The sequence below is a fragment of the Streptomyces sp. NBC_01707 genome, assembly GCF_041438805.1.
Taxonomy (GTDB): Bacteria; Actinomycetota; Actinomycetes; order Streptomycetales; family Streptomycetaceae; genus Streptomyces.
In genome coordinates, this window is record NZ_CP109190.1 from 9,005,006 (window position 1) to 9,023,691 (window position 18,686).

An 18,686-nucleotide genomic window follows, 5' to 3' on the forward strand; every position below is an offset into this window, starting at 1 on the left:
TCAATAGTTTTCTGACAGTCAGTCAGTTTTCTTCGGCGGCGCCCCTTCCCAGTTGTGCCGGTCGGCGCTCTAATGACCGCCGGACCACTCAGCAACCGGGGTCAGGAGGAACGGTGGAGTACAACCTTGCCGACCTGTTCGAGTCGGTCGTCGACGCGGTCCCGGATCGCGAGGCGCTCGTGTATCTCGACCATCCCGGTACGGGTGCCGAGCGGCGGCTCACCTATGCGGAGCTGGACGGCGCCGCCAACCGGATCGCCCACCATCTGATCGACGCGGGTCTGACCCCCGGCGAGCACCTCGGGCTCCATCTCTACAACGGCATCGAGTACCTCCAGACCGTACTGGCCTGCCTCAAGGCGCGCATCGTGCCGGTCAACGTCAACTATCGGTATGTGGAAGACGAGTTGGTCTACCTCTACCGGGATGCGGATCTGACGGCCCTGGTCTTCGACGCCGAGTTCGACGAGCGGGTCGCGGCCGCCGCGCCGAGGGCACCCGAGCTCCGCCACCTCGTACGGGTCGGCACGCCGGCGGCGGGCGCGCCGGGTCCGGATGCCGTGGCGTTCGCCGACGCCGACGCGGCCGGGGATCCCGGGCGCGGTTTCTCGCCCCGATCGGGCGACGACCAGTTCATCATCTACACCGGTGGCACCACGGGCATGCCCAAGGGTGTGATGTGGCGCCAGGAGGACCTCTTCTTCTCCGGTCTCGGCGGCGGCGCGCCGACCGGTGACCCGGTGAAGACCCCGCAGGAGCTGGCCGAGCGGGTCGCCGCGGGCGGCGACGGCATCACCTTCTTCCCCACTCCCCCGCTGATGCACGGAACGTCGACGCTGACCGCGTTCATCGGGTTCAACTTCGGTCAGCGGGTCGTCGTCCACCGCAAGTTCGTGCCGGAGGAGGTGCTCCGTACGATCGAGAAGGAGAAGGTCACCAGCGTGTCTCTGGTCGGCGACGCGATGCTGCGACCGCTGATCGACGCGCTGAGGGGGCCCCTGAAGGGCACCGACTGCTCGTCACTGTTCTCCGTATCCAGCTCGGGCGCGATCATGTCCGACTCGGTGCGCGCGGAGTTCCAGTCGCTGGTGCCCACCGTGATGCTGCTCAACAACTTCGGCTCGTCGGAGTCCGGCTTCAACGGCACCGCGACGGCCGACTCCGGTCCGCAGAACGGGTTCCGCATCCAGGTCAACTCCCGTACGGCCGTCGTCGACCCGGCGACGTACGATCCGGTGGCGCCGGGCGAGCCGGGCCGCATCGCCCAGCGGGGCCACGTACCGCTCGGCTACTACAACGACCCGCGCAAGACCGCGGAGACGTTCTTCCGCAGGGACGGGGAGCGATGGGTGCTGCTCGGCGACATGGCCACCGTCGACGCGGACGGCATCGTCACCGTGCTCGGCCGCGGCTCGCAGTGCATCAACACCGGGGGCGAGAAGGTGTACCCGGAGGAGGTCGAACAGGCGCTCAAGTCCCATCCGGACGTGTACGACGCGCTCGTCGCCGGGGTGCCCGACGAACGGTGGGGAAGCCACGTGGCGGCGGTGGTGCAACTGCGCGAGGGAGCGGCCGAACCCTCGCTCGACGAGGTCCAGGCGCACTGCCGGAGCCGTCTAGCCGGGTACAAGATCCCCCGGCAGCTGGTGATCGCCCCACACATCCAGCGCTCACCCAGCGGCAAGGCCGACTACCGGTGGGCCCGCTCGATCGTCGCGCCCGGCCGCGGACCGCGGACACCCGGCCTCGGATCGCAGGACTGAACGGCCGCCCTTGATCCCGGACCCGACCCGGGTGCGAGGACCGTCGCCGAGCCGTGCAATCTCACCCGAGTGCGCCGCCGCGCGTCCACCACTTGTGCGCGGCGGCTGTTCCGACGTAAGCCATTCAGGCACGTGATGTGTCCAACCGCTCACCCTGCGTGGCATCAGAGGGTGTTCGCCCATAGTTTCGGCTCATGGAGAAACGTCACACCAAACAGCTCTTGTGCCTCGCCGTGGCCGCCAGCGCCGTGGGTGCCGCTGTGCCGGCCTGCACCGCGGCCGCCTCCCGTTCCGTGGATTCCCCAGTCGTGCGCGTGGTGCGTCCGGGTCACTCGATCCAGGCCGCGGTGGACGCCGCCCGGTCGGGTGACACCATCGACATCCGGCCCGGCACCTATCACGAGAGTGTCCTGATCAAGAAGGCTCGCCTGACCCTGCGGGGCGCCAAGGCCGGGACGGTGCTCATGCCGCCCGCGACCGGGGCCAAGGCGGCCAACGCCTGCGCGAAGGCCGGAAACGGCATCTGCGTCCAGGGCACGTCAAAACACCCCGTCGACGGGGTACGCATCCGCTCGCTGACCGTCTCCGGATTCAAGAAGAACGGAGTCTGGGCCTCCTGGACCGACGGGCTGTCGGTCCGGCAGGTGACGTCCCGGTCCAACGGCGTCTGGGGCATCGCCCAGGAACGGTCCACCCGCTCCGACCTCCGGGACAACACCGCCCGCTCCAACGGCGACGCCGGCATCTTCGTCGCGAACACCGTGGACGAGGAGGGTGGCGCAACCGACACCCGTGGCACCAAGGTCCAGGGCAACACGCTGACGGACAACCGGATCGGCCTCACCGCCCGCCGCGTCCGCAACCTCTCGATCCACAACAACACCCTCACCGGCAACTGCAGCGGTGTCTTCGTCGTCGGCGACGAGGGCAAGCCGCAGGCCGGGGCGATGTCCATCCACGACAACCATGTCACCAAGAACAACAAGTACTGCGTCAAGACCGAGCGACTGCCCGCGATCCAGGGGTCCGGGATCATCCTCACCGGCACCGTGGACACCGATGTGCGCTCGAACACCGTCGAGAACAACGTGGGCGCCACCCCGCTCTCCGGCGGGATCGTGCTGTTCAAGAGCTTCGTGGGCGCTCACAACACCGGCAACACCATCAGCGACAACCGGGCGACCGGCAACAAGCCGGCGGACCTGACCAACCAGGAAACCACACAGCGCAACAGCTTCGCCCGCAACGTATGCGCGACGTCCGCACCGGCCGGAATGTGCTGACCCATGTCCCCCCGCACGAGGAGAAGCGAGACGGTATGACCACCGTGAGCACCACCCCCATCACCACCACCCCCATCACCCCGCATCCGGGGATGCGACTGCGCGAGATCGTCTTCGGCGCGGCCTGCGCCGCCGCCGTGCGTGCGGCGGCCCGGCTGGGCGTCGCCGACGCGCTCGGAGAGACCTCCACCGGCGCGGAGGAGCTCGCGGCCCAGCTGAGCGTCGAGCCGATGCCGCTGAAGCGTCTGCTGCGCACCCTGTCCTGCTACGGGATCTTCGCCGAGACCGAGGACGGCAAGTTCGTCCACACCGACATGTCCCGGCTGCTGCGGGAGGACGATCCGAACAGCCTGCGGTACATCTCGCTGTGGTGCACCGAGCCCTGGACCTGGGAGGTCTGGCCCCGTCTGGACGACGCTGTGCGCACCGGCAGAAGCGTCTTCCCCGAGGTGTTCGGAAAGGGGTTCTTCGACTACCTGCACCAGGACGCGCACGAGTCGGCCCAGGTCTTCAACCGGGCCATGACCACCTCCAGCATGCAGTCCGCGCTGGAGGTCGCCGAACTCCTCGACCTCGCCGAGGTGTCCGAGGTCGCCGACATCGGCGGCGGTCAGGGACACGTGCTCGCCAGCCTGCTGGAGAAGCACCCGTCGGTCCGCGGCACGCTGATGGATCTGCCCGGCGTGGTGGCGCGGGCCGACGCACGGCTTCGCGACGGCGGTCCGCTCGCCGGACGGACCCGCATCGTCGCCGGGGACTGCCGCGAGGAGATCCCTGTCCAGGCCGACCTCTACATCATCAAGAACATCCTGGAATGGGACGACGACAGCACCCGCAGGACGCTGCGCAACGTGATGACGGCCGCCCGCCCGGGTGCGCGGGTCGTGATCATCGAGAACCTGGTCGACGACACGCCGTCGATGCGGTTCACCACGGCCATGGATCTGCTGCTGCTCCTCAATGTCGGCGGAGCGAAGCACACCAGGGAGAGTCTGATGAGCCGGATGACGGAGGCCGGCCTGATCGTCGGCGACATCAGTCCGGTCAATGCGTATCTGCACGCATTCGAATGCGCCGTCCCCGCCTGACCCGCTCGCTCCTCGGACCGCGGAAGTTTCGGGCTGTGGAATCGCCCCGGGTCCGGCTCTCGAGCCGGACCCGGGGCAATCGCTCATTGCTGCTCAGGCGGTGGAGTCCCGCTCCCACCGATAGAACTCGTGCGCCATCGCGTCCTTCGGACCACGCCAGGTCTTCGGGTCGTACGGGCTGATGAAAGCGGTGAGCTTGTCGCTGAGATCCTGGAACTCCGGGTGCTGGTGCACCTTGGCGATCTCCGGACCGGGCGGGCGGTCGGACTCGATCAGATGCAGGTACACGTCACCGAACTGGAACAGCTTGCGCCGGGTGACGCCGACGAGGTGCGGCAGTTCGCTGCCGTCCGAGGCGGCGAACAGTTCGGCGATGTCCGGCGCCGAATCCGGCGCCATACGGGCGACGATCAGAGCATGGTGCATCGAGAGGATGCCTTTCTGGTACCCGCCGTGCGGCGGGGTGGACGGGCGGAACGTCAGCGGGCGCTGACGGGGGCGGTGCGCCGCTCACGGTCGCGCTGCTCGATCTTGTCCCGGATGAGTTCCATCTGGACGCGGGAGTTGCGGTTGATGTTGTCGGTCATCCACGCGTCGTCGACGGGTGCGTCGGGCCGCATCGCGAAGTCCTGCTGCCAGTGCAGCTTGGTGCCGCCGGGGACCTCCGAGTACACCCAGCGGATGTTCATGTGCTGGAAGGGGCCGGGCTCGACCCGGCGGGCGATGACCGTCCGCGCGGCGCGGTCGGTGGTGCGCTCGGAGACCCAGCTCCAGACCTTGTCGTTCTCGTCGGGGTGCATGGTCAGCCGGAACTTCGTCCTCTCGCCGTCCCGCTCGAGGACCTCGACGGATGCGTACTCGCTGAACAGGCGCGGCCAGTTCTCGAGGTCGTTCGTCACGTCCCAGACGAGGTCCAGGGGGGCGGCGATGGTGATCTCGTTCTCGGTGTGTCCGGACACTTCAGGCTCCTGTCACGAGGGTGTTGTTGACCAGGTCGAGGAATTCGCGGGGGGTCTTGCAGCGGTCCGCGTCGGCGGGGAGCGCCTGGCCGTGCCGGTTCTCCAGCACACCCACGATGCCGAGGAGGCCGAGCGAGTCCAGGCCGAACTCGTCGAAGCCGGACGCGGGCCGGCTCTCCATGTCGCTCGGGTCGACGGTGACTCCCGCGCCCTTCTTCATCAGCGCGGCCAGCTCCTGGTACGTCAGTGGATTGGTCATGAGGGGCTTCTCCTTCTCACGCGTGGGTGTCGGTGGGGTGCCGCAGCACAATCGCCGCGTTCGAACCCATGAGGCCGCGGCTCAGCACGAGCGCCGTCCGCAGCTCGGCGGGGCGTGCCCGGCCGGTGACCACGTCGAGGTCGTGGCACACGTCGACCACATTGGGGGTGGGCGGTATCAGTCCGTCCTCCATGGCCAGCACCGCGGCAGCCACGTCAAGCACCGGCGCTCCGCAGTAGGCCCTGCCGATCCCGCTCTTGGGCGCCGTGACCGGTACGCGCCTGCCGTGCGCGCCGAGCGCGTCGGCGATGGCGAGCGCCTCGGCCCGGTCGGCCGCGGGTACTCCGAGCGCGTCCGCGAAGATCACGTCGATCTCCTCCGGCGCGCAGTCGGCCTCCCGGAGCGCACCGCTGATCGCCCGGGACAGACCCTCCCTGGACTCCGCCCACCGGGACGCCCCGGTGAACGTCGCCGCATGGCCCGCCAGTTCGGCCCGGACCTTGGCCCCGCGGCGCAGTACCGCTCCCTCTTCCTCGACCACGAGCATGGCGCCGCCCTCGGCCGGCACGAAGCCGCAGGCGTCGGCGGTGAAGGGGCGGTACGCCTGTGCGGGGTCGTCGCAGACACTCAGGTCCTCGTACCCGAGCTGGCAGACGACCGAGTAAGGGGCCAGGGGAGCCTCGGCCGCGCCGACGACCACCGCGTCGGCGCCGCGGCGGATGGTCCGGGCGGCGTGCGCCAGCGCGTCCAGGCCACCCGCCTCGTCGCTGGCGACTACGGCGCACGGCCCCTTGAAACCGCCCCGGATGGAGATCTGGCCGGTGCTGGCGGCGTAGAACCAGGCGATGGACTGGTAGGGGCCGACGTACTTGGACCCCTGACCCCACAGCCGTTGCAGTTCGCGCTGGCCGAACTCGCCGCCGCCCGACCCGGCAGCGGTCACCACGCCTACGCCGAACGGGGCGTTCTCGTAGTCGGCCCGGCCGAGCCGGGCGTCGTCGAGCGCGAGATCCGCCGCGGCCATCGCGAAGTGCGTGAACCGGTCGGTCTGTACGAGGTAACGTTCCTCCACCAGCGCCACCGGGTCGAAGCCCCGGACCTCGCCGGCGACTCGCAGGGGCAGATGTTCGCAGCCTTCGCGAGTGACGCGGTCGAGGACGTTCACCCCTTCCAGCGTCATCTTCCAGAACGATTCCGTGGTCGTGCCGTTGGGGGCGACGACACCAATGCCCGTGACGACGGTGCGCCGGGCCTCTCGGACGTTCATCGTGTCCTCCCGCCTCTTCTGGTCAGGGCCACCGCGGACTGGAAACCCCCGAAGCCGCTGCCGACCGACAGGACGCTGCGCAGCTTCATGGGACGTGCGGTACGCGGCACGTAGTCGAGGTCGCATTCGGGGTCGGGGGTCTCGTAGTTCGCCGTCGGCGGCACTGTCTGGTTGACCAGCGCGAGGACGCAGGCGGCGATCTCGATGGCACCGATGGCACCGAGTGAGTGACCGACCATGGACTTGATGGAGCTCATGGGCACGTCGTAGGCGTGCGCGCCCAGGGCCCGTTTCACCGCGGCCGTCTCGTGACGGTCGTTCTGCTTCGTGCCGGAGCCGTGCGCGTTGACGTAGTCGATCTCCGAACCGTCGATACGGGCGTGACCGAGGGCCTGGTTGATGGCCTCGGCCATCTCCAGTCCCTCGGGGGTCAGCCCGGTCATGTGGTAGGCGTTTCCGAAGGTGGAGTAGCCGGCGATCTCGCAGTACACGGTCGCGCCGCGGGCGCGGGCGTGTTCCAGCTCCTCCAGGACGAGGACGGCTCCGCCCTCGCCCATGACGAAGCCGTCCCGACGGGCGTCGAACGGCCGGGAGGCGTGCTCCGGGTCGCTGTTGTTCGCCGAGGTCGCCTTGATCGCGTCGAAACAGGCCACCGTGATGGGGGTGATCGGCGAGTCGGACGCGCCGGCGATGCATACGTCGACGCGGCCCTCCTCGATGGACTGGAATGCGTACCCGATCGCGTCGAGGCCGGAGGTGCAGCCCGTCGAAACGGTCTGCACCGGGCCGTGCGCGCCGACCTCCTCGGCCACCGCCGAGGCGAGGGAGCTGGGCGAGAAGGCCCGCTCCAGATGCCGGCCCGCCGGGCGGGGGTCGACGTCCCAGCGGGCGCCGCTGCCGCTGACGGCGACGTAGTCGTGCTCCAGTCGGGTGGTGCCACCCACTGCCGTCCCGAGCGAGACCCCGATCCGCCACGGATCCACCTTCTCCAGGTCGAGACCCGCGTCGCCGAGAGCTTCCCTGGCGGCGACCAGCGCGAACTGGATGTACCGGTCCGCGCGGGCGATCTCCCCCTCGTCGAGACCGTGCTCCGCCGGGTCGAAGTCGCACTCGGCGGCGATCCGGGAGCGGAACCCGGCCGGGTCGAAGAGGGTGATGCCCCGTGTCGCGGTGCGCCCGTTCGCGAGGAGGTCCCAGAAGGCCGGCGCGCCGATTCCGCCCGGGGCGACGACGCCGACCCCGGTGACCGCCACGCGCCGCGTCATGAAGCGGCCTCGGCTCGTTCTGGCGGCGCGGCCCGGTCCGCTGTCTCGGTGTGCTCGGTGTCGACGTGGCCGAGTTCCGGCCGCGGGGCGAGCGGGCCGAGATGGAACACCATGCGCGCTTCCACATCGCCCACGTTGCGGAAGCGGTGGCGTACGTGCGGAGGGATCAGCAGACCCTGGTCGGGCCGCAGGGCATGCGGTTCACCGTCCAGGTCCACCTCCAGAAGACCGTTCACGACGTACACGAACTCCTCGGAGTACGGGTGATAGTGCTCTCCGATGCGGTCGCCGGGCTGCACGATGGCCAGCCCCATGAAGCCGCTGGTGGCGCCCACCGCTGTCGGCGTGAGCATGGCGCGCAGATCGCCTCCGCGCCTGCGGTTGGGCTGGGTCTCACTGAGGTCCACGATGCGTGGCCGGTGCGTGGTCATGACTGCTTTCCTCCTGGCGCAGTGCGCGTGATGGTGACGGGTTGAGCGAGAACCCCCCAGGTGCTGACGCGCGGTTCAGGACTCCGCGGCCCGCCGATCGGTGATCAGCTTCATCTCGGCATGCGTGATGAAGCGGGAGATCTCCCGGTCGTTCGTGGGGACGGCGTTGGCGTCCTCGTCGAGGAGGCGTCCGAGTCTGGCCACCTTGCCGGGGCCGTCGACACCGACGGCCTGGGCCGCCTGGGCGTCGAGCGGGCCGACGGCTTCGAGGAGCCGGACGACGATGTCGTCGCGCTGGAAGATGGTGCTGCTGTCGATCGGGCTCGTCGTGTCGTCGGCGGCCTCTTCGTCGTAGCCCGCGAGGAGCCGGGCGAGCGCCATGCCGCAGCCCTCCTTGGCCTGGTAGAAGAGCGCGTGCCGGCGGATCTCGGCGGGGTTGTGCCGGCCCCTCGTCACGTGGTGGACCGTGGGGAGCGCCGCTCGGGTGAAGAACATCCGGGCGGAGTTGGGATCGGTGAGGTCCCGGTCCTGCTCCAGGTACGGGTTGATGGCTTCCTCGACGGCCCTGACCTCGGGCTGCCGGGAGACGTGGCGCAGCGCCGCGAGGAGGTCGCCCTCGACCTCCACCGCCCGTACGACACGGTTGCCGTGCATGAACAGCGAGGTCCGGCGCAGCCGGGTGTGCTCGTCGACCCGGGACTGCGGTGAGTCGTAGTCGGCGAGGATCTTGGCGACGATCTCCTCGGTGCCCGGCCTGACGGTGAACGTGAGCGCGTGGCGGACCACGCCGTCACCCAGCCGCGGCGAGGCCTGCAGGCCGCCCTTGGCCGACTCGGGCAACGCGTCGAAGGCGCTGCCGGTCTCGCGCAGGATGCTGTAGCGCAGCGAGCGGGTGTCGCGTACGCAGCTGTGCAGGGGCTGGACCGTCTTGACGTGTTCCTCGCTGTTGACCCAGGCGAGGAAGGGCGGCGCGCTCTCCCATTCGCTGGTGATGAGCCATTGGGAGGGGTTCTCGATCGACTGGCACAGCTGGTCGCTGATGTGTCCGGGGACGGATGCCACTTGGTTGCGCATGTCCTCATACGCCTCCAGGAATTGCTTCTGGGCTCCGTCGTGCAGATCGAGCAGCAGAACGATCCGCAGCCTGGAGCCGTCGAAGGCGGACTGCGAGATCCGTTCCGAGAGGGTGGTCATGGTTGCGCTCTCCTTCGAGACGGTGCGGTGGCCGTATCGGTTGGCCGGCCGTCGGTTGTCGAGTGGAATCGGAGCGGGGCTTCTCCCGGCGGATGTGTACGGTCCGCCCCCGGACCGCGGGCATCTCTCCGTGACCGATCGTGAAACGCTGGTCCGGCTGACGCGAGATTTATGAACCGTTCAGGTGAGCAGCGCTCCGGCAGCCGTCCGAACGGCTCTCACAAGGGCATGGACAGTGCATCTGCACAGCGTCCTAGCGGGAGCAACTGATGAACGAGAACGTCGACCACCGCGTACCAGTCCTCATCGTGGGAGGCTCGCTGGTGGGCCTGTCCGCATCGCTCTTCCTCGGCAGGCTCGGCATCGAGCATCTGCTGGTCGAGAAGCACGCGGCCACCTCCACACATCCGCGGGGGCGCGGCAACAACGTCCGGACCATGGAGGTGTTCCGCACGGCGGGGGTGGAGAAGCGGATCCGGGAGGCAGCTTCGGTCCTCGCCGACAACCATGGCATCCTCCAGGCGGGCTCGCTGACCGGCGACGACCAGGAGTGGCTGTTCAAGGAGATCGACCCAGGTGGCGGACTCGCCCGGTTCAGCCCGAGCGGCTGGTGCCTGTGCAGCCAGAACGATCTGGAGCCGGTGCTGCTGGCCCAGGCCCGTGAGCAGGGCAGTGACCTGAGGTTCTCCACCGAGCTGCTCAGTTTCGACTCGGACGGGTCAGCGGTGGACGCGGTGCTGAAGAACCGGGAGACCGGCGAGCACACGACCGTCCGCGCCGACTACCTCATCGCGGCCGACGGCCCTCGCAGTCCGATCAGGGAGCAGCTGCGGATCGGCCAGTCGGGCCCCGGCGACCTGTTCCACAACGTCAGCATCACCTTCCGGTCCAAGAAGCTCGCCGATGTGCTGGGCGACCGGCGGTTCATCGTGTGCTACCTCACCAACCCGGCGGCGGACGGCGCGCTGCTGCCCGTGGACAACGAGCAGGACTGGGTGTTCCACGCGCCGTGGAAGCCGGAGCAGGGTGAGACCCTGGAGGACTTCACCGACGAGCGGTGTGCGGACCACATCCGCCGGGCGACGGGCGCCCAGGACATCGATGTGGAGATCACCGGCAAGGCCCCGTGGCACGCCGCGGAGCGCGTCGCCGACCGGTACGGCTCCGGCCGGGTGTTCCTCGCGGGCGACTCGGCCCACGAGATGTCCCCCACCGGGGCGTTCGGCTCCAACACCGGTATCCAGGACGCGCACAACCTCGCCTGGAAGCTCGCCGCCGTGCTGCGCGGCGAGGCCGGCCCGGGACTGCTGGACTCGTACGAGGCGGAGCGGCAGCCGGTGGCCCGGGCGACGAGCGAGCGGGCGTCCGCCCGTTCCGCGGAACACAGCCACCCCGGGTATGCCCCGCCTCCCGGTGCGGGCGGCGGGAAGCAGGGCGGGCTGCTGCCCGTGGCACTGGGCTACCGCTACGTCCGTGGTGCCGTGGTGGGCGCCGACCCCGAGCAGCCCGTGGTGCCGCGCGGATTGCAGCTGACGGGTGACCCCGGCTCCCGGGCGCCGCATCTGTGGGTCCGTCAGTCCGGCGAGCGCAAGTCCACACTGGATCTGTACGAGCGTTCGTTCGTGCTGCTCTGCGACGGCGCGGATGTGGCGTGGCGTCGTGCGGCCGCGCGCGTCGCCGACCGGCTGTCGCTCCGGCTCGACGCGTTCGGCATCGGCTCCGGATCCGATCTGGAACCGGAGAACGGGGCGGACTGGGCCGAGGCCCACGGGACGACCGCCGAGGGCGCGGTGCTGGTGCGCCCCGACGGTTTCGTGGCCTGGCGGTCGGCCGGTTCCGTACCCGACCCGGAGGCGACCCTGCACGACGTCCTGGCCACCCTGCTCAGCCGCGACTGACTCCGTCGGGGCACGTCGCCGACTTCTCAGTCCATGCCGAACGACCGCAGTGCCACCAGGAATTCGGCGGGTCGGGCGGTGTGGACGAGATGTCCGGCGTCGATGGTGACGAACCGGCAGTCGGGGATCTGCTGCGCCATCCGGGCGAGTTGATCCTGTGGGAGGTGGCTGCCGGGGCCCCCTCCGATGACGAGTGTCGGGGCGGTGATGTCGCCGAGGCGCTCATGGCCTGTCGGATCGGGGTCGTTGAGCTGGGCGTCGATCGACGGGACGACCGGCCAGTCGAAGTCGAGCTTCTGGTCCGGGCGTTCGGCAGGCGGACGCGGCGGGTCGAGCGGGATGAGCGTCGGGGCCTCCTCGATGACGAGTCTGCCGATCAGTCCGGGTTCCCGTTGGGCGAGCAGATAGGCGGCGGCCCCGCCCATCGAGTGCCCGACGACGGTGGCGCCGGCCAGATTGCGGGCCTCCATGAAGGCGTGCAGATCGTCGCGGAACAGCTCGAACGAATAGCGGCCGGTCCAGTCGCTGAGGCCGTGGCCGCGGAAGTCGAGTGCGTACACCCGATGGTCGGCGGCGAGCTGTTCGGCGATCTCCGTCCAGTCCCGGCTGTTGCCGCCCCGTCCGTGTGCGAGGACGACGGGCGGGGCGGACGGATCGCCCCAGACGCGGTACGCGAGCCGTATGCCGCCGGCCTGGACGCTGTGCACCTCGGGGTCGAGGAACGCACGGACGGTGCGGACGAACGCGCCGGGGTCGTCGAGCCACGGGAAGTGCGCGGCACCGCGCTGCACGGCGAACTCGGCCTGCGGAAAGAGCGCGGCCAGCTCGGCGGCGCGGTCGGGGGTCGGTGCCGCGTCGTACTCCCCCGCGAGGACGAGCACCGGGACCGGCAGGTCGTGCAGTGCGGCAACCGTGGCCGCCGTGTCGAAGGCGCCGTCCTGGTGGTGGACCGCCATCGCCCCGGTATTGCACTGTGCCGCTTTCCCGGCGGCATGCGTGCGAGCCGCGGCGTCCCACCGCCCGTAGGCGAACGGCTCGACCGCCGCCCATTGCTCGCTGCCGCCGTGTCCGGCCTGGATCTCCTTCAGTGCCGAGACCCCGGCCTCGTACCAGGGTTCGCCGCTGCGCAGCGCGAAGGCGTCGGTCCGGTCCTGGTCGGTCGTCTCCAGCCCGACGGCCCGGGCTCCCGGAGTGACGAGCGTGAGCGAGCGCAGCCGCTGCGGATACCGGGCGGCGTAGAGCTCGACCAGGTTGCCGGACGCCGAGTGTCCCAGCAGGTCGATGCGCTCCAGGCCCAGGTGCACGCGCAGCGCCTCGACGTCGTCGACGAGGCGATCGCAGCGGTACGTCGCGGGGTCGTCGGGCACCGCGGACTCGCCCGTCCCCCGCAGATCGAGCAGCACCAGCTGCCGGTGGGCGGAGAGTCCGCCCAGGTCGCCGAGGTAGACGGCGGCCCGCATCGGCCCACCGGGCACACAGATCAGTGGCTCGCCCTCGCCCTGCAGGTGGTAGGTGAGCCCGGTCCCGTCATATGTGTGAAAGAACGGCATGCACGCCATCCAAACAGGCGCCGCGCCGGGCTGCACCGGTGTTCGGTGTGAGCGTATCCGCGCCGCGGTTCGGCCCCGACCGGCACGATTGTGCCGCCCCCCTTGCCAGGTCGCGGATCATCCTGAATTACTGCTCCCGTAACGATCGACCGAATGATCGGTCGTCTGCTCGGGACGAGGGAGATCGGCATGACGGCTCTGCTGGACGCGGCGGAACGGCTCGACCGCAAGGAGCTGGAGGCGCTGCAGCTGGAACGTCTGCGCGCCACACTTCAGCATGCGTACGACCACGTCGGTTTCTACCGTGCGGCGTTCGACGCGGCGGGGCTTCGCCCGGACGACTGCCGCAGTCTCGCCGACCTGGCCCGCTTCCCGTTCACCACGAAGACCGATCTGCGCGACAACTATCCGTTCGGCATGTTCGCGGTGCCGGAGGACCAGGTACGGCGCATCCATGCGTCCAGCGGGACCACGGGCCGCCCCACCGTCGTCGGCTACACCCAGGGGGATCTCGACACCTGGGCGGATGTGGTCGCCCGCTCGATCCGTGCGGCCGGCGGCCGCCCGGGCCAGAAGGTCCATGTGGCGTACGGGTACGGGCTGTTCACCGGCGGACTCGGGGCGCACTACGGAGCGGAGCGGCTCGGCTGTACGGTCATCCCCGCGTCCGGCGGCATGACTGCCCGCCAGGTGCAGCTGATCCAGGACTTCCGGCCGGAGATCATCATGATCACGCCGTCGTACATGCTCACGCTTCTCGACGAGTTCGAGCGGCAGGGCGTCGATCCGCGCACGACATCGCTGAAGGTCGGGATATTCGGTGCCGAGCCGTGGACGCAGGAGATGCGCCGGGAGATCGAGGAGCGGTTCGCCATCGACGCGGTCGACATCTACGGCCTGTCGGAGGTGATCGGCCCCGGTGTCGCCCAGGAGTGCGTCGAGACGAAGGACGGACTGCACATCTGGGAGGACCACTTCTATCCGGAGGTCGTCGACCCGCTGACCGGTGAGGTGTTGCCGGAGGGCGAGGAGGGCGAGCTCGTCTTCACCTCGCTCACCAAGGAGGCCATGCCGGTGATCCGCTACCGGACCCGGGATCTGACCCGCCTGCTGCCCGGCACGGCCAGGGTCTTCCGGCGTATGGAGAAGGTCACCGGGCGCAGCGACGACCTGGTGATCCTTCGCGGGGTGAATCTCTTCCCGACCCAGATCGAGGAGATCGTGCTGCGTACACCCGGGGTGGCGCCGCACTTCCAGCTCCGGCTGACCCGCGAGGGCCGGCTCGACGCGCTCACGGTGCGGGCGGAGGCGCGGGCGGAGTCGACGCCGGACCAGCGGGCGGCGGCGGCACTCACGATCGCGACGGCTGTCAAGGAGGGCATCGGGGTGTCGGTGGGGGTCGAGATCGTCGACCCCGAGACGCTGGAGCGGTCGGTCGGCAAGTTCAAGCGGATCGTGGACGAGCGCGGCGGGCGTTGAGCGCCCGCCGTCGGACCGCCGGGGAGCGGGCGCCGTTCGCCCCCGGCGGATGGGACGGGCACCGCGGTGTTCCCGGCCTCTGCCCGGGCCGCCGCCGTGTCGGGGGCCTTCGTCGGGATCGGCCGAAACCGTCACCCAGGGAGCGTGAAACGGTCCCTGAGCTCGCGCTTGAGGATCTTTCCGCTGGCGTTGCGCGGCAGTTCGTCCACGAAGAGGACCTTCTTCGGGGCCTTGAAGTGGGCGAGCCGTTCCCGCACATGGTCGAGCAGCTGCTGTTCCGTGGCGTCGGCGCGCAGGACCACGACGGCGGTGACGGCCTCGATCCAGCGCTCGTCGGGCAATCCGACGACGGCTGTCTCCGCGACGGCTGGGTGAGTGTAGAGCGCGTCCTCGACCTGGCGGGAGGCGACGAGGACACCACCGGAGTTGATGACGTCCTTCACCCGGTCCACGACGGTGAAGAAGCCCTCCGGGTCCCGGACCGCGAGATCGCCGGAGTGGAACCACCCGTCGCGGAACGCCTCTGCGGTCTCCTCCGGCTTGTCCCAGTAGCCCTCGCACAGCTGCGGGGAGCGGTAGACGACCTCGCCCGCCATACCGTCGGGGACCTCCTTGCCGTGCTCGTCGACGACTCGCGCCTCGACGAAGAGCACCGGCCGGCCGCAGGAGTCCATCCGGCCCTCGTGCTCGTCGGGCCCGAGGACGGTGGCGAGCGGGCCGATCTCGCTCTGTCCGAAGCAGTTGTAGAAGGCGAGCGCGGGCAACCGCTCACGGAGCCGTTCCAGCACCGGAACCGGCATGATCGACGCCCCGTAGTACGCCTTTCGCAGCCCGCCGAGGTCTCGGGTGGCGAACTCCGGGTGGTTGGCGAGGCCGATCCAGACGGTCGGCGGGGCGAACAGACTGTCCGCCTGCCCGGCCTCGACGAGGTCGAAGATCCTGCCCGCTTCGGGCGCGTCGAGGATGGTGTTCTCCGCGCCGACCGCGAGGTACGGCAGCAGGAACACATGCATCTGGGCGGAGTGGTAGAGCGGCAGTGAGTGGACGGGCCGGTCGGTGGGACGCAGATCGAGGGCGGTGATCGCGCTGACGTACTCGTGGACGAGGGAGCCGTGCGTCATCATCGCGCCTTTGGGGAGCGCGGTGGTGCCCGATGTGTAGAGCAGCTGCACCAGGTCGCCGGCGGCCGGTTCGCGCTCAGCGGTGAAGGAGCGTGGGCTGGCGAGTTCACCGAGAAGGGAGTGCGGCGCGTCGCGCAGCGGACGTACGGCGAAACCGGCCGGGATCCGGTCGGCAAGGTCCGGATCGGTGAGGACGAGGGCGCTGCCCGACTGCTGCAGGATGTACGTCAGGTCGTCGCCGGTGAGGTTCTGGTTGACCGGCACATGGACCAGGCCGGCGCGGGCGCAGGCGAGGTACGCGATCAGGTACGCGTCGGAGTTGTGCGCGTAGGAGGCGACCCGGTCGCCGGGGTGCAGGCCGTGTCCGTCGAGCAGGACGGCGGCAGCGGTGCTGACCGCCGTGTCGAGGGCCCGGTAGGTCCAGGACCGTTCGGCATACCGCACAGCGGTGCGATCAGGAGTGCGCCGGGCGCTGCGCGTCACGACGCCGTCGACTGTGGAGCTGCGTACACCTGTCATGGCGTGATCCTGTGCGGCCGGGGCCCGGTGGTCAAGGGCGGATCCCGGCCTCGATGTTGACAGGGGTACGGAGGTGCTGGCTGAGTTGCGCGTGGCGTCTCGGAAGATCCGAGCAACCGCCTTTCGCGCACGCACAGTTGGGAGGACCCTTGCCCCTCCGAAACCGGCTCAGACTTCTCGCGGTATCCGGTCTCGCTCTGTTCACCGTGTCGGCGTCCCTGCCACCGGCCGCGGCCGATCCCTCGCACGACCGGCACCCGTCGGGCGGCGGGCTCTCCGCCGTGATCCGCTACACCGAGTACGGCATCCCGCACATCGTGGCCAAGGACTACGCGGATCTGGGGTTCGGCAACGGCTGGGCGCAGGCCGCCGACCAGGTGTGCACGCTCGCCGACGGCTTCGTGACGCTGCGCGGCGAGCGGTCGAGGTACTTCGGCCCGGACGCGGCGCCGGACGGCTCGCTGTCCTCCGCGACGAAGAATCTCTCCAGTGATCTCTACTTCCGCGGGATACGCGACAGCCACACCGTCGAGAAGCTGCTGAAGGTGCCCGCTCCGGCGGGTCAGAGCCATGACGTGAAGGAGCTGGAACGCGGCTGGGCGGCCGGGTACAACGCATGGCTGGCCCAGAACCGGATCACGGATCCGGCCTGCCGGAACGCCGACTGGGTGCGGCCGGTGACGGCCCTGGACGTCACGACCCGCGCCTTCGCGCTCTCCGTGCTGGGCGGCCAGGGCCGCGGCATCGACGGCATCACAGCGGCGCAGCCACCGACGGGCACGGCCGCGTCGCCCGGTGTCCGGCCCACGGACGCGGCGCAGGCGGCGCAGCGGCTGCTGTCCACGCAGAACGCGGACATGGGCTCCAACGCGGTCGCGTTCCGGGGCAGTTCGACGGCGAACGGGCGTGGGCTGCTGCTGGGCAATCCGCACTACCCGTGGCAGGGTGGGCGGCGGTTCTGGCAGTCGCAGCAGACCATCCCCGGGGAGCTGAACGTGGCGGGCGGTTCGCTGCTCGGCTCGGCGACCGTGTCGATCGGGCACAACGCGAACATCGCGTGGAGCCACACGGTCGCCACCGGTGTCACCCTCAATCTGCATCAGCTGAGTCTGGACCCGGCGGATCCGACCGTCTATCTGGTGGACGGCCGGCCGGAGCGCATGGTGAAACGCACGGTCTCGGTGGCCGTGAAGGGCGGCGCCGCGGTGACCCGCGCGCAGTGGTGGACCCGGTACGGTCCGGTCGTCAACTCGCTCGGGGCCGGGCTGCCGTTGCCGTGGACGGCGGCCACCGCGTACGCGCTCAACGACCCGAACGCCACGAATCTGCGATCCCCGGACACCGGTCTCGGGTTCAGCAGGGCCCGTAGCACCGCCGACATCCAGACCGCGTTGCGCCGCACCCAGGGGCTGCCGTGGGTGAACACCATCGCCGCCGATTCGTCGGGGCATTCGTTCTTCTCCCAGTCGCAGGTGCTGCCGAGGATCACGGACGAGCTCGCTCAGCGGTGCTCCACCCCGCTGGGCCGGGCGACGTACCCGTCGTCCGGGCTCGCGGTGCTGGACGGTTCGAGGAGCGACTGCGCCCTCGGTTCGGACCCGGATGCGGTGCAGCCCGGCATCTTCGGGCCGGGCCGGATGCCGACCGTCAAGGACGCCCCGTACGTCGAGAACTCCAACGACAGCGCCTGGCTGACCAACGCCGACGCTCCGCTGACCGGCTTCGAGCGGGTCTTCGGTACGGTCGCCGCGCCCCGGTCGATGCGGACCCGGGGAGCGATCGAGGATGTGTCGGCGATGGCGGCGAAGGGCCGGCTCACCCTCCGCGATCTGCAGGACCAGCAGTACGCGAACCGCGCCCCGGCCGGGGATCTGGCCGCGGCCGACCTGGCGCGCGCCTGCGCCGCGCTGCCCGGCGGGCGTGCCGTCGGCAGTGACGGGACAGCGGTCGATGTCTCGGCGGCGTGCGGTGTGCTCGCCCACTGGGACCGCAGGGTCGACACCGGCAGCCGGGGGGCGCTGCTCTTCGACCGGTTCTGGCGCAGGGCCACCGCGGTGCCGGCGGCCGAGCTGTGGAAGGTGCCCTTCTCCGCCGCGGACCCGGTCCGTACCCCGAACACGCTGAACACCTCGGCTCCGGGGGTCACTTCGGCGCTCGCCGACGCGGTCGCCGAGCTGCGCGCGGCCGGGATCGCCCTGGACGCACCGCTTGGCGACCACCAAGGGGTCGTGCGGAACGGGAAGCGCATCCCGGTGGGCGGCGGCACGGAGTCCCTCGGTATCTGGAACAAGACGGAGCCGGTGTGGGACGCCGCAGGTGGCGGCTACACGGAGGTGTCGGCCGGCTCGAGCTATGTCCAGGCGGTCGGCTGGGACGGCTCGAAGTGCCCGGTTGCCCGAACCCTGCTGACGTACTCCCAGTCCTCGAATCCGAAGTCGCCGCACTTCAGCGACCAGACCGAGCTCTACTCGGGTGAGCGCTGGGTGACCTCCCGGTTCTGCGAGAAGGACATCGCACGCTCGCCGGCACTGCGGGTGGTGCGGGTGCACGAGCACCGGTAGTCCGCCGTGGGCCGGTACCCCGCCCGGGGACGGCAGGGTGCCGGCCCGT

General features: G+C 70.0%; 15 protein-coding genes. 6 read left to right on the forward strand and 9 right to left on the reverse strand.

Annotated features, from left to right (window positions below):
* The first annotated feature begins 113 nt into the window (after nucleotides 1-113).
* The 3 genes from OG963_RS40285 to OG963_RS40295 all read left to right on the forward strand — a co-directional run bounded on the left by OG963_RS40285 (nucleotide 114) and on the right by OG963_RS40295 (nucleotide 4,134).
* Nucleotides 114-1,763 carry an acyl-CoA synthetase gene (locus tag OG963_RS40285; protein WP_371800026.1) on the forward strand — a complete coding sequence of 550 codons (1,650 nt, stop codon included), beginning with the start codon at nucleotides 114-116 and terminating at the stop codon, nucleotides 1,761-1,763.
* Between the two features lie 194 nt (nucleotides 1,764-1,957).
* The gene (locus OG963_RS40290; protein WP_319740211.1) at nucleotides 1,958-3,046 is read left to right on the forward strand and encodes a NosD domain-containing protein; all 1,089 of its coding nucleotides are present in this window, start codon (nucleotides 1,958-1,960) and stop codon (nucleotides 3,044-3,046) included.
* A 35-nt stretch (nucleotides 3,047-3,081) separates the two neighbouring features.
* Nucleotides 3,082-4,134, forward strand: coding sequence for a methyltransferase (locus OG963_RS40295; RefSeq protein ID WP_030928979.1), 1,053 nt, complete (start codon nucleotides 3,082-3,084; stop codon nucleotides 4,132-4,134).
* Nucleotides 4,135-4,227: 93 nt separating this feature from the next.
* On the opposite strand, the gene OG963_RS40300 is transcribed toward OG963_RS40295, so the two are convergent.
* The 7 genes from OG963_RS40300 to OG963_RS40330 form a co-directional block, all read right to left on the reverse strand.
* On the reverse strand, nucleotides 4,228-4,560 hold the full coding sequence (locus tag OG963_RS40300; RefSeq protein WP_030928982.1) for a TcmI family type II polyketide cyclase: 333 nt from the start codon (nucleotides 4,558-4,560) through the stop codon (nucleotides 4,228-4,230).
* 53 nt (nucleotides 4,561-4,613) lie between these two features.
* Nucleotides 4,614-5,093: an SRPBCC family protein gene (locus OG963_RS40305; protein WP_319740210.1), complete on the reverse strand. Its 480-nt coding sequence runs from the start codon at nucleotides 5,091-5,093 to the stop codon at nucleotides 4,614-4,616.
* Between the two features lies 1 nt (nucleotide 5,094).
* On the reverse strand, nucleotides 5,095-5,352 hold the full coding sequence (locus tag OG963_RS40310; protein WP_030928988.1) for an acyl carrier protein: 258 nt from the start codon (nucleotides 5,350-5,352) through the stop codon (nucleotides 5,095-5,097).
* Between the two features lie 16 nt (nucleotides 5,353-5,368).
* The gene (locus OG963_RS40315) at nucleotides 5,369-6,619 is read right to left on the reverse strand and encodes a ketosynthase chain-length factor (protein WP_030928991.1); all 1,251 of its coding nucleotides are present in this window, start codon (nucleotides 6,617-6,619) and stop codon (nucleotides 5,369-5,371) included.
* Nucleotides 6,616-7,884: a beta-ketoacyl-[acyl-carrier-protein] synthase family protein gene (locus OG963_RS40320; RefSeq protein WP_319740208.1), complete on the reverse strand. Its 1,269-nt coding sequence runs from the start codon at nucleotides 7,882-7,884 to the stop codon at nucleotides 6,616-6,618. Before OG963_RS40320 ends, OG963_RS40315 begins: the two co-directional genes overlap by 4 nt.
* Nucleotides 7,881-8,315 carry a cupin domain-containing protein gene (locus tag OG963_RS40325; protein ID WP_030928998.1) on the reverse strand — a complete coding sequence of 145 codons (435 nt, stop codon included), beginning with the start codon at nucleotides 8,313-8,315 and terminating at the stop codon, nucleotides 7,881-7,883. The genes OG963_RS40320 and OG963_RS40325 overlap by 4 nt, the downstream gene beginning before the upstream one ends.
* A gap of 75 nt (nucleotides 8,316-8,390) precedes the next feature.
* Nucleotides 8,391-9,509, reverse strand: coding sequence for a SchA/CurD-like domain-containing protein (locus tag OG963_RS40330; protein WP_030929001.1), 1,119 nt, complete (start codon nucleotides 9,507-9,509; stop codon nucleotides 8,391-8,393).
* A gap of 269 nt (nucleotides 9,510-9,778) precedes the next feature.
* Between OG963_RS40330 and OG963_RS40335 the strand changes: the two genes are divergently transcribed.
* Nucleotides 9,779-11,407, forward strand: coding sequence for an FAD-dependent monooxygenase (locus OG963_RS40335; protein ID WP_362273282.1), 1,629 nt, complete (start codon nucleotides 9,779-9,781; stop codon nucleotides 11,405-11,407).
* Between the two features lie 26 nt (nucleotides 11,408-11,433).
* Here OG963_RS40335 and OG963_RS40340 read toward each other — a convergent pair whose 3' ends face one another.
* Nucleotides 11,434-12,957 carry an alpha/beta fold hydrolase gene (locus tag OG963_RS40340; protein ID WP_371800027.1) on the reverse strand — a complete coding sequence of 508 codons (1,524 nt, stop codon included), beginning with the start codon at nucleotides 12,955-12,957 and terminating at the stop codon, nucleotides 11,434-11,436.
* 189 nt (nucleotides 12,958-13,146) lie between these two features.
* On the opposite strand from OG963_RS40340, the gene paaK reads away from it, so the two are divergent.
* Nucleotides 13,147-14,436: a phenylacetate--CoA ligase PaaK gene (gene paaK / locus OG963_RS40345; RefSeq protein WP_362273315.1), complete on the forward strand. Its 1,290-nt coding sequence runs from the start codon at nucleotides 13,147-13,149 to the stop codon at nucleotides 14,434-14,436.
* A 131-nt stretch (nucleotides 14,437-14,567) separates the two neighbouring features.
* Here the strand turns inward: paaK and OG963_RS40350 are convergent, their stop codons facing one another.
* Complete coding sequence (locus tag OG963_RS40350) at nucleotides 14,568-16,076, reverse strand: acyl-CoA synthetase (RefSeq protein ID WP_319740205.1); 1,509 nt, start codon at nucleotides 16,074-16,076, stop codon at nucleotides 14,568-14,570.
* 149 nt (nucleotides 16,077-16,225) lie between these two features.
* On the opposite strand from OG963_RS40350, the gene OG963_RS40355 reads away from it, so the two are divergent.
* Nucleotides 16,226-18,637 carry a penicillin acylase family protein gene (locus OG963_RS40355; RefSeq protein ID WP_362273278.1) on the forward strand — a complete coding sequence of 804 codons (2,412 nt, stop codon included), beginning with the start codon at nucleotides 16,226-16,228 and terminating at the stop codon, nucleotides 18,635-18,637.
* The last annotated feature ends 49 nt before the right edge of the window (nucleotides 18,638-18,686 follow it).

Bases quoted from the DNA above. Each gene is read 5' to 3' on its own strand.
- OG963_RS40310 (WP_030928988.1), bottom strand. From the start codon at position 5,352: ATGACCAATCCACTGACGTACCAGGAGCTGGCCGCGCTGATGAAGAAG.
- OG963_RS40335 (WP_362273282.1), top strand. From the start codon at position 9,779: ATGAACGAGAACGTCGACCACCGCGTACCAGTCCTCATCGTGGGAGGC.
- OG963_RS40330 (WP_030929001.1), bottom strand. From the start codon at position 9,509: ATGACCACCCTCTCGGAACGGATCTCGCAGTCCGCCTTCGACGGCTCC.
- OG963_RS40300 (WP_030928982.1), bottom strand. From the start codon at position 4,560: ATGCACCATGCTCTGATCGTCGCCCGTATGGCGCCGGATTCGGCGCCG.
- paaK (WP_362273315.1), top strand. From the start codon at position 13,147: ATGACGGCTCTGCTGGACGCGGCGGAACGGCTCGACCGCAAGGAGCTG.
- OG963_RS40320 (WP_319740208.1), bottom strand. From the start codon at position 7,884: ATGACGCGGCGCGTGGCGGTCACCGGGGTCGGCGTCGTCGCCCCGGGC.
- OG963_RS40315 (WP_030928991.1), bottom strand. From the start codon at position 6,619: ATGAACGTCCGAGAGGCCCGGCGCACCGTCGTCACGGGCATTGGTGTC.
- OG963_RS40350 (WP_319740205.1), bottom strand. From the start codon at position 16,076: ATGACAGGTGTACGCAGCTCCACAGTCGACGGCGTCGTGACGCGCAGC.
- OG963_RS40325 (WP_030928998.1), bottom strand. From the start codon at position 8,315: ATGACCACGCACCGGCCACGCATCGTGGACCTCAGTGAGACCCAGCCC.
- OG963_RS40340 (WP_371800027.1), bottom strand. From the start codon at position 12,957: ATGCCGTTCTTTCACACATATGACGGGACCGGGCTCACCTACCACCTG.
- OG963_RS40295 (WP_030928979.1), top strand. From the start codon at position 3,082: ATGACCACCGTGAGCACCACCCCCATCACCACCACCCCCATCACCCCG.
- OG963_RS40290 (WP_319740211.1), top strand. From the start codon at position 1,958: ATGGAGAAACGTCACACCAAACAGCTCTTGTGCCTCGCCGTGGCCGCC.